The sequence below is a fragment of the Vibrio sp. Vb1337 genome, assembly GCF_033338715.1.
Lineage (GTDB): Bacteria > Pseudomonadota > Gammaproteobacteria > Enterobacterales > Vibrionaceae > Vibrio > Vibrio alginolyticus.
In genome coordinates this window covers 14,677-28,722 of the sequence record NZ_JAWOTD010000006.1, presented here as the reverse complement: position 1 = coordinate 28,722, position 14,046 = coordinate 14,677, and the positions used below count along the sequence as shown (strand labels likewise).

The window sequence follows — 14,046 nt, the reverse complement described above, 5'->3', positions numbered from 1 at the left end:
CCTGTTCGATTAAAGACCGAATAGGCTCTTAGATTGCGCTTTACGAATTTCAGTTTCATCCGCCCACTCAATCAAACCTGTTTCTAGGTCCATTAGGCGCATGGTCATCTTGTAGTATACATCTTTATCGCTACCTGCATTTTTCACAATGCTAGATAGGTTGCCGTAAAGCATGTATTGAGCACCAACCATTTTACCAAATTGGATCGCTGTGCTTTGGTTAACAAGCTCATCCGTATTTTGGAAGTTAAGTTGTTCACGCACAGACTCAACACGATCCATATCAACAAAACGGAACTTACCTGAGTTCAACATCTTAGTAGAGATCGTGTCAGTAATGGATTCAGTGTCAATATGTTCACTGGTTTTGTTCTTAATTCGCTCAACAAAAACGATAGGACGTTGGTCACGAGTAATTGCTGCTACAGAGCCCGACATCATCATGCTATCCACCATTTCAGCCGCGATTTTTTGTAAATCTGTTGAGCCAAAATCGATAGTCGTGGTTTCTGTTGCTTGCGCATCGCCGTAAGAGACTTTGTTAGAACAGCCACCTAAAATGACGGCAAGACCTAAAAGAGCAATAATACTTTTTTTCATGAGAGTTCCTTAGTTTTTCAATACCAGCGCATCGTTAGCGCGGCAGCTTCGGCAGAGCCGTTAAGATTAATCGTCTTGTGCTTCTCTAATTTGCACACGGAATTTTGTGCCATTTGGATTCACAGTAACTTCAGATAACGTGACTTGCTCAAATCCTCGCACAATCATTTTTCGCCACGGACCAGGTTTGGTATTCACTTCTAAACCATTGTTGTCATACCAATAAAATCGGTAAAGAATGTGCTGATCACCTTTGTAATTGCTACTCAACTGCACGACTCCTCGTGGGCGATCATCAACGTAAGTGGTGGTGATGTTGTCAACTAATAAGCGACTACCTAAAACGTTATCATTAAAGAATACTTTTTGCGTTTGGCCATCAATTCGAATACCAGCCGTGTTTTCGGCGCATCCAACTAAACCAATAGCCATTGCTAAACAAACAAGCCATGCTTTCATTACAGTCTCCCTAGCTGTTTATGCCACACGGTTGAGTGTGCTCCCTGACGAGATACCCATACCAATGTAGTCTGCTGTGCAGGCACTTCAAACTGATAGGTTTGATCACCCAAGTTTAAACTTTGTGTTCCCGGTTTCACGATTTTTGAAGCCGTTTTCACTTGCGCTGGCAATGTTTGCCAACTTCTCGTATCTGGCTGTTCGGTCAATGTGTTCCATACATTGAAAAGTATGTTGCCCACATCATCGCCTTTTTTCGCCGCCTCTTTTCGGATTCGATCTTTTGCCCAAACACGAAGAGCTTGACGGATCACTATTGTAGTAAGACGTTCATTAAGATCGTTTTGCGCCATCGCATTAACATCAGTCAGCGTACTGGAAGGCAATACCTGACCATTTAAAACAACATCGCTAAAACGTTGAGCACCTCGGTTCTGATAATAAGGAAGCGCCAACGAATAAATCGCGCCATTATCGCGACTGTCGTAAATTGGTAAATCAATACGCCACCCTTTCATCGCCTCAACAACACCCTGCTCATCAATAACGATGACTCGCCCTTGTGACTGAGTTAATCCAGAAGGTGCTTTACCATACCGCTTCTCTAGCATGCGCAAGTCTTCACGCATGCCCAGCTTCTTAGCAGCGTATAAGGTGCTTTCCACAACTTGCTTGTTGTCTGGCATTACAGCGAGTGCTCGTCGGTAATCAACATAAGCACTGTTTAAGTCTCGCGACGCTTCATATAACAAGCCAGAAAGATAGAACAGATAACCATTTTGTACCGCGCTTAGTTTTTTACCAGCATCAGGGTAGTTCGCTAACACACTGCCTAAATTGGCAGACATGCCTTGCTTGTTAAGGTCTTTCTCTGCTGCTTTTAGCTCTTTTTCACGCGCCTTTCTTGCTGCTTCCTGAACTTGATTAGCTCGACGCACTTCAACTAGTGCCCCTTCTAAATCGTTTTTCTGTAAGTAATTTAGTCCTAGATACAGGTGCAAAAAGCCAAGTTCGTAATCGGCGGGATGATAGTCTTGGAGATTGTCGTTCACTGCGAGAGAGCCGACGCTCGTTGCCGTGTCTGACACAGATATCGTCGCACGATCTTGTTGAACACGTACAGCACGATCGCTGCTTTCTAGCGCATTTAAACTTGTTGGGTAATCTTCAGCAAGAAAAGAGATACGACCTTTTTCAAAATTGCCAAGTATCTCGCCACCCACTTCACTTGATTGAAGTTGTTTTGCTTTGGCATATTCCCCTGCAACAACGGCTTGATAAACTTCTTGATTCTGGTTGCTGTAATGGCTAAACAGATTGCCCGCAGATAAATTCGCGCAGCCAGAGGCCATTAAAGCCCAGCTCATCAGCCCTAACAGCTTTACACCTAGTTTCACATTTATCTCCACAAATGTGTCATTCGACAGGAAAAAGAAGTGGGTGAATCACCACCCACTTTTAAAAGCTTAGCTCAATACCATTGGACCTAGAGGGCGGCCGCCTAGTAGGTGCATGTGAATATGGTAAACCTCTTGGCCACCATGTGGATTACAATTAACGATCAGGCGATAGCCGTCTTCAGCAATACCTTCTTCTTTCGCTAACTTTCTAGCAACAGTGAACAAACGCCCCATCATTGCTTCATCTTCAGCTTCTACATCATTCGTTGTTGGGATCAGTTTATTCGGAATAATGAGAATATGGCTTGGTGTGCGAGGGTTAATGTCGCGAAACGCAGTCACCAAATCATCTTGATAAAGGATATCGGCAGGGATTTCCTTGCGAATAATTTTACTAAAGATCGTTTCTTCCGCCATGAGGACTCCATTTTATAAACGTAATTAGACCCCAATTAGTATGCGCCAACCAAAAGCGGAGCTCAATAAAAACAGTGTTCACTTAACATTATTAATCAAATGCTAATTAACGAGGCTTTTTTTGTCGTGTGCGTCATAAAATGCGCGTCACAAACTGAATACAATCCAATGAATTTTGTTACTTTTTTAAGACAATTATTATTTTTATACCCAAGTAAACTCAAAAATGCTTGGGTAGCTTGTCTATTTTTGGGAGAGGAAGCTCACTTATGCGAGGTTCAGTTATTAAAAGGATGTATGCCGGCTTTGCACTGATCATCATCCTATTTGCCGTCACAATTGCCATTATGATGGGAGGAATGAGTGATATTCACGGAAAATTTGGCACGGTTTCTAAATCATCCCTACCGTTGGTATCGTTATCTAATCAAACCAGTGTTGAGCTGCTTTCTGCCGACAAATCATTTAAAGACTTCCTGACGACAGAGAATAAACAACGCATGGATGAAATGCGTCAGGAATTTGCTAGATCTCAACAGCGCTTCGAATCCACATTGGCTCAACTGAAAACCGCAAGCCAAATCTACCCTTCTCTTGCCGAACCGTTTTCACAGTTAAAAACGTTAGAGCAGAGCTATTTTACAGAAGCTCTAGAGGCCATGGACAACTACGAAGCAATGTTTGCGGCTCAAGAAGAAGTGCAAAAATCCTCACGCCGCTTCCAAAAACTGAATACCGAACTTTCGGTTGGTCTTAAAGAATATGTGGCAGATCAAACCAGCATTTCTGTCAAAGTCATGGCAAAGAGCTACTTTATCAAGTTAAAAGATGCCGAAGTAATTACCTCTGATGCCCTCGCCAGTTCCAACCCTGAGTTTGTTACGCAAGCCGTAGCTAAAAACCGCAAAGCAGTAACGCACTTGAATTACGCATTCCGCGGGTTGGTGACTCAGCTTCCTGAGCTAGAAAAAGCTTTTGGCGAATCTGTAGAGCAATTTACTCGTGACGTTGGTATGCGTGGCGGTGTGCTAGACCAACATAATAATTACCTCAATGCTCGCGCCGCTTTGTATAACAATATCGCCAACCTAGCAAATAAAGTGGATTCAACCATGGCGATTCTTGAGCAATTCACGACAACCGCAACAGATAAGCTCAATGAATCATTGGCAGACGCAGGTGACATATATTCGGCGGGTGTAACGAAAGCCATCATCATTGGCGTTATTGTCGTTTTACTCGCGACAGCGATTGGCTACCACATCGCACAAAGCGTTCGCGAACCGTTGACTCGTATTCTAAAAGTGTTAGAAAGCCTGACTGAAGGTGATATGACACAGCGTATCGACATTCGCTATAACAACGAATTCAGCCGTGTGAGTGGACACATTAACTCACTCGCCGACAACCTTCACGAGATCTTGGTGAAACTCAACGAAGCGTCAGAAAACCTATCGTCAACCGCGACAACCAACGAACGCACCTCTTCGCAAGCACAAATTAAATTGAGCTCTCAACGCGAACAAACAGCAAACGTCGCTACCGCGATGACAGAAATGTCTCATTCAGTGCAGGAAGTCGCGCAAAGTGCGCAAGGCTCGTTAGAAATGGTGCAACGCGTCGAATCTGCCTCTGAAGAAGGTAGAAATGTTATGAGCAGTAATATCTCAACCATTAATCAACTAGAAACACGTTTGAACGAATCGGTTTCCGCAGTTTCTGAGCTACAAAAAATGAGTGGTCAAATTGGGTCTATCCTTGATGTGATCCGCAACATTGCGGAGCAAACCAACCTACTGGCATTGAACGCGGCAATTGAAGCAGCTCGTGCTGGTGAACAAGGTCGCGGCTTCGCGGTAGTGGCAGATGAAGTACGAGTACTCGCATCAAGAACGACTCAATCAACCACTGAAATTGAATCCATGATCAGTAATCTGCAATCTAGCTCACAATCAGCAAACCAAGTAATACAAAGCTGTATGAGCGATATGGAGATGTCGGTTGAGCAAGCGTCAAAAGCGAACAGCTCAATGGAAGAGATCCAGGCGCTAATCATTGAGATCAGCCAAATGAGTACGCACATTTCACAAGCAGCAGCAGAGCAAAGTGAAACATCAACAGACATTGCTCGCAGTATTGAAGATATCAACAGCATCGCCGATGAAAGTTTCCAAGCCATGTCGAGTATCGCACAAACCAGTGAATCACTGACCCACTTGGCTCATCAGCAAAATGAATTGGTCCACCGCTTTAAGTTATAAATACTTTATAATTAAGAGCATTAATTAGTGCAATCAACTGTATAAGGGCGACTTTTTGTTAAGTCGCCCTTGTTTTTTGTCGGCCATGTCTACATATGATTAATAAGGCCAGCTCATCCCCTTGCACAACTCTTTTCGAGCGGCCTCATAAAAAGGAAAATCTATGGCTGTTCATGTTGGTATTATCGACCAAGACCCAGTGAGATTGGTCACTCCTCTATTAGATAATCGTACGCTAAGCACACATATCGTCTTCATCGGAGACAAGAGCCAGTTAGATATATTTGACCGACTGAGTGCCGTTTTAGATCAACGAGAAATTACTTCTGAATTTTTTGAAATTCCATCCGCTGTTAATACATCTCTGATCAAACAAGCAATTCAAAAACTGGCAAAAGACCTCCATGAACGCGGCGAAGATGTAAAATTGAACGCGAGCTGTGGTCTTCGTCATCGCTTGTTGTCGGTGTACGAAGTTTTCCGTACCTATCGCTGGCCAATTTTTGTGGTTGAGCCTAGTAGCGATAAGCTTTGTTGGTTATACCCTGATGGCAAAGAAGATACCCAAGTCGAAGATCACATTACGATTGCAGATTACCTCACTATCTTTGGTGCACGCGGCGAGTTTCACCACGTTGATTTACCACCTCTTCTTGATAAAAAATTGTATGAACTTGGTGAACGATGGGCCTCAAATGCGCTTGAGCTTGGGCCAGGTCTAGCAACACTTAACTACCTTGCAACCACATGCCGCAAAGAACAAAAGCTTGATGTCGAGCTCTCCGAAAAACAGCAGGGCTACCGTGAGCTCAACATGTTGCTTTCAGATTTAGTAGAAGCTGAAATCGCCACCTATGAGAATGGCGTTTTAACGTTTGCAGATGAAGATGCTCGACGCTTTTCAAACGGTGAGTGGTTAGAGACTTTGGTTCACAGCACCGTGAAGCAAATCCAAGACACCATGCCGACGATCCAAGATCGATCGTTAAATGTTCAGGTTTATCGCAAACTTGGTGAAAGTGAAGTACGCAATGAGTTAGATGTCGCAACAGTTGTAAACAACAAGCTGCACATCATCGAGTGCAAAACCAAAGGCATGAGAGATGACGGCGACGATACTTTATATAAGTTAGAATCGCTTCGCGATCTATTAGGTGGCTTACAAGCGCGCGCAATGTTGGTGAGCTTCCGTCCTCTTCGTCACAATGACATTACTCGTGCTGAAGACTTAGGGCTAGCCCTGATTGGCCCTGATGAGCTTAAAGATTTAAGAACGCACTTAACGGCTTGGTTTAAAGACGCGGGCGGTTCAGACGAGATCTAGTGCCATTAAGAAAAGCTAAAATTCACAACGATAAAAAGCAGCATTAATGCTGCTTTTTTTATACCTAAATTTTAGCTGTACGCCTTTCTATAAGTAGAAAAAAACCAGAGGTTAGCCTCTGGTTTTTTCTGTTTGTTTAAATGCCAACTATAGCGGCTTAAAGCATTTTACGCGCTGCTTCTACAACCACTTTAATTGAACGCGCTTCCGTTTCTTTCAGAGTTGAATGATCTGGAATCTCTTTTTGTGTACGGTTGATGATAACACCAGCCACACAACCCGCTTTTAAACCAGAGCTCGCACACATTGTTAGCAGTGTTGCAGACTCCATCTCGAAGTTAAGTACGCCCATGTCTTGCCATTCTTGCATAGAGCCTTGGAAACGCTTAACAACACGACCAGAGAACGTATCGTAACGTTCTTGACCAGGGTAGAACGTGTCGCTTGATGCAGTCACACCCATGTGAACTGTAGCGCCAGACTCTTCTACCGCTGCTTTCATTGCGGTTGCTACTTCAAAATCAGCAACTGCTGGGAATTCCATAGGAGCAAAGTGTAGGCTCGCACCGTCAAGACGAACTGACCCCGTCGTTACGATCATGTCACCCACGTTTACATGTGGTTGAATTGCACCCGTTGTACCAACACGTAGGAAAGTACGAACACCAAGCTGTGCCAATTCCTCAACTGCGATAGAGGTAGAAGGACCACCAATACCTGTAGAACAAACCACAACAGGTTTACCGTCTAGCTCTGCACGGTATAGCGTGTATTCACGATGGCTTGCTAGAAATACTGGATTTTCCATTTGTTCTGCGATTTTTTGAACACGCGCTGGGTCACCAGGAATGATCGCTAGAGTCGCACCATTAAGATCAGCTTCAGTAACACCTAAATGGAATACAGCTTGAGACATAAGTCGCTCCTTATTGTGGCTTATTTTATGAACAATAAGCTCATTAATCAGTTATTGGGTACAGATGCACTGTAGCGAACCTTTCACCAACATAGAGTGATCACAATCACAATGACAAGATGTAATGAAAATGAAATTTCAAACAAAACTGGTATTGATCACACTTTAAGGGGCATTAGATCATTTTGTTGCATAGCAATGCGTGATTTCAAGGACGAGAAAAACGTCTGATCGCATCAGGTTAATACGGTTAAAAAAAGCCCGATACACGAATGCCTCGGGCTATTAATGAGTGGGATCAATGGTTAGGTCAGTTATTTGATCTGCTTGGACTCAAAACGAAGTAATCTCAACGCATTCAATGTCACCAGTGCTGTTGCACCACTGTCGGCTAATACAGCAACCCACAACCCAGTAACACCAAGTAAACTTGTCACTAAGAATACACCTTTCAAACCTAGCGCTAACGCGACATTCTGACGAATGTTACTTAGCGTCGCACGCGACAGTTCTATCATGGCAGGTAGCTCAATCAAACGGTTGTGTGTTAACGCCGCATCAGCAGTCTCGAGCGCAACATCCGTACCGCCTCCCATCGCAATGCCGATACTCGAAGCTTTCATGGCTGGAGCATCATTGATACCGTCTCCCACCATCGCAACGGTATGTTGTTGTGATAGCTTCTCGACGTAATGCACCTTGTCTGCAGGTAACAAACTCGCTTTATAATCCAAGCCTATTCTATTTGCCATTGCTTCTGCACTTCTCGGGTTGTCACCCGTTAGCATCACCGACGTGACCCCAAGTTCCTTCAACATTGCGATGGCTTGCTGGGCATCTGAGCGCAATGTATCTTGCCATGCGATCACGCCAATGACCTCGTCATCGAAACGCACAATGACAACCGTTTTACCTTGTTGTTCCAACGTAACCACTTGCTCTTTGGCTTCTTGAGAAAGTGGAAAGTCTGCCTTTGAAGGCGTGACCACTTGGACCATTTTTCCATCGACGTAACCAGTGACACCAGAGCCTACTTGCGCGGTTTTATCCAACGCTTCAGGAATAGTAAGCCCCTGCTCTTGCACTTTGGTAACTAAAGAAACCGCTAGAGGATGACTTGAACCAACCTCGATTGACGCAGTTAGGCTAAGTAACTTGTCTTCATCCATATCAAAAGCAAAGACGTCAGTCACTTCTGGTTTACCTTGCGTCAGTGTCCCAGTTTTATCAAATGCGACAGACTCAACCTTGCCAAGCAACTCAAGCGCCGCACCACCTTTGATCAATGCGCCCCGCTTAGCAGCTGCCGCCAAGCCAGAAGTGATCGCCGCAGGCGTTGAAATGACTAATGCACATGGACAAGCAATCAACAGCAGGGCGAGTCCTCGATAGATCCACGTTTCCCACGGTTGGGCAAATAGTAATGGCGGCGTAACGATAACCATCAGAGACACCAACATCATTAGCGGCGTATACCAACGGCTAAATTTATCAAGAAAACGTTCTAATGGTGCCTTACGAGATTCGGCTTCTTCAATCAAATGAAGAATTCGGTCTATCGCATTCTCGCCCTGACGGGAAGTCACCTGTAAGCGAACCACTTTATCGACAACCACAGCCCCGGCCATCACTTTGCCACCGGTTTGATGTTCAACGGGAACAGATTCTCCCGTTAACGCACTTTCGTCAAAACTCGCAAGCGCATCTTGCAAAACACCGTCGGCAGGCAAACGACCTCCGGGTGCGACTTCTATGGTATCCCCTGGTTTAAGCTGAGCAGCTGGTACTTCTTTACGCTCTCCATCAATAATTAAAATTGAATTTTCTGGGACTAAGTCCATTAACGCCTGGACACCGCTTCGCGCGCGAGATGATGCATATGCTTCTAACTTTTCACCAATAAGGAAAAGCAATAACACCATTGCGGCTTCGGCGGTTTCACCTAAATATAAAGCGCCGAGCGCCGCTACACTCATTAACGTTTCAATCGCAAAAGGCGTACCGCTACGCGCCAACTTAAATGCTTTGAGCGCGATTGGGTATAAACCAAGTAAACACGTCAAAGTGAATAACCAAGCGCTTATTTGAGGGTCGATCTTAGAAATTACTGCCGCAGTAGCCATTGCACCAGCAATCGAGAGAATTTGGATGTTGTCTCTTATGACGCCAAGCCAGCCTTTCTTTGTAGTGCTTGGTTTTGGAGCATCCAGTGAAGAGAGCGGGAAACCCGTTTTTTGGGCTGTCTGCTCTATCGTAGTTATCAGCTCTCGATCATCAAAATCGACGACCAGTTTTTCTGTTGCAAACAAAACCTTGGCTTGGCTGACGCCTTGTAAAGACGTAATGGCTTTCTCAAGCTTTTGCGCACAAGATGGGCAATCCATACCTGACACAAGCCAAGCGTTCCGAACGGAGGAATTACTCTCCCTTTTGGGATCGTCTTCCTCGCCTGTGTCAACGCTGCAGCCTCCTCCACTACAGCAAGAGCTTTCAGAAACATCAACACTGGCCTGAGAGATATTGAGCGAAGATTTTACTGGCGCACAGCATGACTCGCTTGCACCAAGCGGCACCGCAGTTTTGATTTTGCTAGATTGGCAACCTTGATGTTTTGTACACATAATTTTTTCCTTATTGGTATCGGTGATTTACCTATTGCTAAGGATAAACCTTAGAGTAAGCTCCAAGGTCAAGATAAATTTGTACAGTTCGGCGATAGAAAATAAAAAAGACGCCGAAGCGTCTTTCCAAACCAGTTTAAAAGCAATATTCCGTAAAGTTTAAACAGAGAGGTTAAACGGGATGCTTAAAACACTCATTTAATGTCATTCCTATGGCACGCAGCACGTCTCTTCTTGTGATAACACCAACCAACTTACCTTTGCCATCCACCACTGGATACATTTTCGGCTTTCCAACTTTCATCATGTCAGCCAGTTCAATTACTGACATTTCTGGAGAAACAGATAAGACATCATCATGCATACACTCTTGTACCGTATGTGTATCTTGGCAGTGATAACTTGCTTTCACCAACTTATCTAATAAGTCTTGCTCCGATAAAAACCCAACCACTTTTTCATTTTCATCAATGACAGGGCCACCTAGTGTGACACTTTGCATTACTTTGTTTAAAGCTGCCGAAAGTGACATATCTTTCGTGAAAGTCACCGCTTGCAACGTCATGTAATCTTTTACTTTTAATGAATGCATTCTTATCTCCTTAAGGGCATTTTATTGCGGCCTTTAGATAAGTGTCGCCTAATTTCCTGATTTTACTAAATGGAAAGGAGTAATTTTATTTATAGGCACAGCCTATTGAACTAAAACAAAATTAACTCACCGAACAACATTCACTGTATTTCGTTAAACGCAAGATTCAGCCAGGCTGATTTTTCTAGGCAATAAATACAACAAAGCCAGTCAAATTGACTGGCTTTGTTATTAAGTAATTGTTGCGTTAGCTATGTTGGCGGCGCATGTTGTCTAAAATAATGCCAGTCGCCATCGCGACATTCAGTGATTCGGCACCGCCAAACGCCGGAATCGTGATCTTATCTGTCACGAATTTTGCTGCGGCTTCGCGCACACCATGAGATTCGCTGCCCATCAACAAAATACCTTCAGCAGCGAAATCCGTTTTATGAACGCTCTCTCCCTCCAAAAACGCGCCATATACTGGCAATTTGGCGTGTTCCAAATAACTTGGCAAATCCACCAAACTCACTTGTACGCGGCCAAAGCTGCCCATGGTCGCACTGATCGTTTTAGGATTATAAGGATCAGCACAATCTGTACTCGCAATAATGTGCTTGATGCCATACCAGTCTGCAACACGAATAATCGTACCTAGATTACCAGGGTCGGATACACCATCTAGCGCAATCATCAAGCCTTTCGCTTGAGGCTCTTTTACACTCGGAATTTCAACCACAGCAATGGCCGCATTATTGCTCACAAGCGTGCTCGCTTTGGTCAATTCATCAAGCGATGCTTCAACACAATCAAAACGATTTAGCGTACCAGCATTTTGTTCGAGAAATGCCGCTGTTGCAAAAACCTGCTTCACCTTCAATGAACTACTTGCTAGCTCTAGTACGTTCTTTTCACCCTGAACTAGGAATAAGCCATGCGCTTTACGCTGTTTCTTTTGACCTAAAGCACGAAGCAGTTTTAATTGGTTTTTTGAAATCATTAAAGTATCCCAGGTGAAAATGGTTATTCGGCGAGCGTACCCTAAACAATCTTCACGAAAGTTCGGTATCAAGCGGATGAGATTATAAATTATACCTAAATAACCTCAAGAAGCTTGATCATCAGAAGACGTTGAACACCAAGCGTAGCCAAAATAAAAGAAGGCTCAAAAACGAAAAAAGCCCTGCGATAACGCAGGGCTTTCAAAGGGTGGGACCCCAGCCACATCCCGGCACACAAGTCACACGCTGCGGCTGCTTCCTTCCGGACCTGACCGAGTTCACGAGCTATTGTTGCGAGAGGACCAGAGCCCCATAATTCTTTTCGAGAGGTCTTGCCTCAATCGATGGGGCGATTATTCAGTATCAGCTCTCATAATGCAAGAGCAAAAACCTTGAATTTCATCATTTCATTACCGTTTGAACAAAACTCGATCAATTCATTCCTTTATGATGAAACCGTACAGTCACGATAAGAGGAGTCGTGCCGTGAGGACTGCTTACTCATGTACATGTCTTCATCAGCCAAATGCATCGCTTGCTCTAAGATCATGTGCCGTTCCCTTTTTGCAGAGAAACCAATAGAGATACTTATAGACTCCAAATCACTACATAATTTGCCTTTCACGTCGATTCTACTGAGCTCTCTCATTGCTCTAGTTAACTCGGCTTGCGTTGGATAACCCAGCAATATGAACTCATCCCCTCCAATTCGATAACATCTTCCCGACCAGACATAATGAATTTTTAGTGCCAGTAGTTGTAAAACTTCGTCCCCAGCGCGATGCCCATAAGTGTCATTGATTCGTTTGAAATGATTAATGTCTAAGTAAAGTATGGATAGATCTTTGTTTACTCCTTTTCGATACTTTACTTGCAACGCACGACGGTTCCTTAACCCTGTTAAGTTGTCAGTGTTCGATTGACGGTAAAGATAAAGCGAAACACAAATAGCAAACAATAATACAAAGATAAACACAGCTTGTGTTTGCGTCGCTAATCGAATCTCATATTCAAGTGCGGTACGCCAATCTGGGCGTACATCGTACTGAGCAATGATCTTATCAACTTCTAACATCGCTATCGCTCGACTGAAGAAAGGCGCAAGCATGGCTCCTTTTTCATTCGCGACCAATCCAACAGAGAGTTGTGACTCATAAAACTCGCCAATAGCGGTATCCTGCTCTATCGGAACCAATTCACTGAGACGTAAAAAATGATTGAGCATCGCCGTATCCATCGGAATGTAATCGACTTCTTCATTTAGTAGCCCCTGAATGAGCTCTTGTTGGGTACGATAACGTTTGAGTTCTTTTAGCGGTAACAATTGCGTCATCATTTGATCGAAAAAGTCATCCTTAACTACGCCAATCCGCTCAGATATCAACTGTGAAACATGAGAGTATGTGCTCGGCTTGTAACCTAAACGCTTGACCATCACCGATGCTGGCGCGTAATGGGGCTTTGGAAAGTAGCTAAATGCGCGCCGCTCACGGCTGACCGTTAACGGCGCCAAAATTTCGAAATTACCTTGGATAAACTCATGGTACATAGAACCCCAGCTTTCACCAGGCTCACTAATGATCAAGCAGTTTAAAGCCAAGATCTCACAGCTTCTCAGGACTACATCAGCCGTCATCCCTTCGACACTACCATCTGCGTTGTATACAACATATGGAAAGATAGATTCGAGCTTAATCCGTATTGGTTCATTAAAATCAAGGGGTAATAAACGAATAGAATCACGCAACGCTGCTCGCCTTAATTCAAATTGATACTGGGAAATTTCTTCGCGAAGCTGCTTTTGCACCGCTTCCCCGTGAATAAACGTAGCGAACGTGTCCAACTCTTCAAGATGATGATCTTTTTTACTGATGATGGATACGGGCTTTATCGAAATCTGATCATTGAGCATCTTGGCGTCAAACCCCTCCATCAGCATCGGCTTGAGCTGGTTAATGGCATCGACAACGCCATCCACAGCACCTGAACGTAGCAGTGTTACTGCTTGTTCGTGACCTTGATAAGAGATCTGTTCTAGCTCAGGGTAGTGTTGTTTAAGTAATTGGGCATAAACTGTATCTTTGGGGACGCCAACACGCGAAATGTCACTCAACGTCGAATCTTTTAAACCAAAGAGGTAGGTATATTCGATATTTGTTGGGCGGGAATAACTAAAACGTTGAGCACGTTCTTGTGTGTAAGTGATATTCGCAGCAAAGTCCGCTTCCCCATTCGCTACTGAATTTAGAATGGCATCAAAGCTGGAGTAGTTCACGTATTGAACGGTAAAGCCAAACTCCTTTGAAGCAGCATTGAAAAGAACACGAGTGACGACATCATCCGCTTCAGTCGCGACTTTATAATGAGCAATTAAAGGGGCTTCGGCTTTTACATTCAAACTCAAGAGGCAACATGCAAAAAGCAACAGTGTTCGAGCAAAAGTTGTCATGACAAACTTATCTTAAATCAACCA

11 protein-coding genes and 1 other RNA gene are annotated in these 14,046 nt (G+C 44.0%); 2 read left to right on the top strand and 10 right to left on the bottom strand.

Annotated elements, in window-relative coordinates:
- Window positions 1-9: 9 nt before the first annotated feature.
- From lpoB to hinT, 4 genes are all read right to left on the bottom strand, one after another.
- Entirely contained in the window at window positions 10-600 is a 591-nt protein-coding gene (gene lpoB / locus R7E42_RS08575) for a penicillin-binding protein activator LpoB (RefSeq protein WP_005378467.1), read from the bottom strand.
- A gap of 66 nt (window positions 601-666) precedes the next feature.
- Window positions 667-1,059, bottom strand: coding sequence for a YcfL family protein (locus R7E42_RS08570; RefSeq protein ID WP_005378469.1), 393 nt, complete (start codon window positions 1,057-1,059; stop codon window positions 667-669).
- Complete coding sequence (locus R7E42_RS08565; protein WP_025766940.1) at window positions 1,059-2,456, bottom strand: COG3014 family protein; 1,398 nt, start codon at window positions 2,454-2,456, stop codon at window positions 1,059-1,061. The genes R7E42_RS08570 and R7E42_RS08565 overlap by 1 nt, the downstream gene beginning before the upstream one ends.
- 69 nt (window positions 2,457-2,525) lie before the next feature.
- On the bottom strand, window positions 2,526-2,876 hold the full coding sequence (gene hinT, locus R7E42_RS08560; RefSeq protein ID WP_005378473.1) for a purine nucleoside phosphoramidase: 351 nt from the start codon (window positions 2,874-2,876) through the stop codon (window positions 2,526-2,528).
- 269 nt (window positions 2,877-3,145) lie between these two features.
- Between hinT and R7E42_RS08555 the strand changes: the two genes are divergently transcribed.
- Window positions 3,146-5,137, top strand: a complete 1,992-nt coding sequence (locus R7E42_RS08555; RefSeq protein WP_005378474.1) for a methyl-accepting chemotaxis protein — start codon at window positions 3,146-3,148, stop codon at window positions 5,135-5,137.
- A gap of 163 nt (window positions 5,138-5,300) precedes the next feature.
- Window positions 5,301-6,461 (top strand): DUF1887 family protein, encoded by a 1,161-nt coding sequence (locus R7E42_RS08550; RefSeq protein WP_005378476.1) that lies wholly within the window; start codon window positions 5,301-5,303, stop codon window positions 6,459-6,461.
- A 157-nt stretch (window positions 6,462-6,618) separates the two neighbouring features.
- Here R7E42_RS08550 and udp read toward each other — a convergent pair whose 3' ends face one another.
- The 6 genes from udp to R7E42_RS08520 all read right to left on the bottom strand — a co-directional run bounded on the left by udp (window position 6,619) and on the right by R7E42_RS08520 (window position 14,022).
- A complete protein-coding gene (gene udp, locus R7E42_RS08545) occupies window positions 6,619-7,377 on the bottom strand; it encodes a uridine phosphorylase (protein WP_005378479.1) in 759 nt (252 codons plus the stop codon).
- 314 nt (window positions 7,378-7,691) lie between these two features.
- Entirely contained in the window at window positions 7,692-9,998 is a 2,307-nt protein-coding gene (locus R7E42_RS08540; protein WP_318072582.1) for a zinc/cadmium/mercury/lead-transporting ATPase, read from the bottom strand.
- Window positions 9,999-10,170: 172 nt separating this feature from the next.
- Window positions 10,171-10,590, bottom strand: coding sequence for a CBS domain-containing protein (locus R7E42_RS08535; protein WP_005378483.1), 420 nt, complete (start codon window positions 10,588-10,590; stop codon window positions 10,171-10,173).
- A 247-nt stretch (window positions 10,591-10,837) separates the two neighbouring features.
- Complete coding sequence (locus R7E42_RS08530; RefSeq protein WP_005378485.1) at window positions 10,838-11,572, bottom strand: RNA methyltransferase; 735 nt, start codon at window positions 11,570-11,572, stop codon at window positions 10,838-10,840.
- A gap of 212 nt (window positions 11,573-11,784) precedes the next feature.
- Window positions 11,785-11,881: signal recognition particle sRNA small type (gene ffs, locus R7E42_RS08525), an RNA gene on the bottom strand.
- Between the two features lie 137 nt (window positions 11,882-12,018).
- Window positions 12,019-14,022 carry a GGDEF domain-containing protein gene (locus R7E42_RS08520; RefSeq protein WP_318072581.1) on the bottom strand — a complete coding sequence of 668 codons (2,004 nt, stop codon included), beginning with the start codon at window positions 14,020-14,022 and terminating at the stop codon, window positions 12,019-12,021.
- Between the last annotated feature and the right edge of the window lie 24 nt (window positions 14,023-14,046).

What these genes read in the sequence shown, in the direction of transcription:
- R7E42_RS08555 (WP_005378474.1), top strand. Translation starts at nt 3,146, where the DNA reads ATGCGAGGTTCAGTTATTAAAAGGATGTATGCCGGCTTTGCACTGATC.
- lpoB (WP_005378467.1), bottom strand. Translation starts at nt 600, where the DNA reads ATGAAAAAAAGTATTATTGCTCTTTTAGGTCTTGCCGTCATTTTAGGT.
- R7E42_RS08540 (WP_318072582.1), bottom strand. Translation starts at nt 9,998, where the DNA reads ATGTGTACAAAACATCAAGGTTGCCAATCTAGCAAAATCAAAACTGCG.
- R7E42_RS08570 (WP_005378469.1), bottom strand. Translation starts at nt 1,059, where the DNA reads ATGAAAGCATGGCTTGTTTGTTTAGCAATGGCTATTGGTTTAGTTGGA.
- R7E42_RS08535 (WP_005378483.1), bottom strand. Translation starts at nt 10,590, where the DNA reads ATGCATTCATTAAAAGTAAAAGATTACATGACGTTGCAAGCGGTGACT.
- R7E42_RS08520 (WP_318072581.1), bottom strand. Translation starts at nt 14,022, where the DNA reads ATGACAACTTTTGCTCGAACACTGTTGCTTTTTGCATGTTGCCTCTTG.
- udp (WP_005378479.1), bottom strand. Translation starts at nt 7,377, where the DNA reads ATGTCTCAAGCTGTATTCCATTTAGGTGTTACTGAAGCTGATCTTAAT.
- R7E42_RS08530 (WP_005378485.1), bottom strand. Translation starts at nt 11,572, where the DNA reads ATGATTTCAAAAAACCAATTAAAACTGCTTCGTGCTTTAGGTCAAAAG.
- hinT (WP_005378473.1), bottom strand. Translation starts at nt 2,876, where the DNA reads ATGGCGGAAGAAACGATCTTTAGTAAAATTATTCGCAAGGAAATCCCT.
- R7E42_RS08550 (WP_005378476.1), top strand. Translation starts at nt 5,301, where the DNA reads ATGGCTGTTCATGTTGGTATTATCGACCAAGACCCAGTGAGATTGGTC.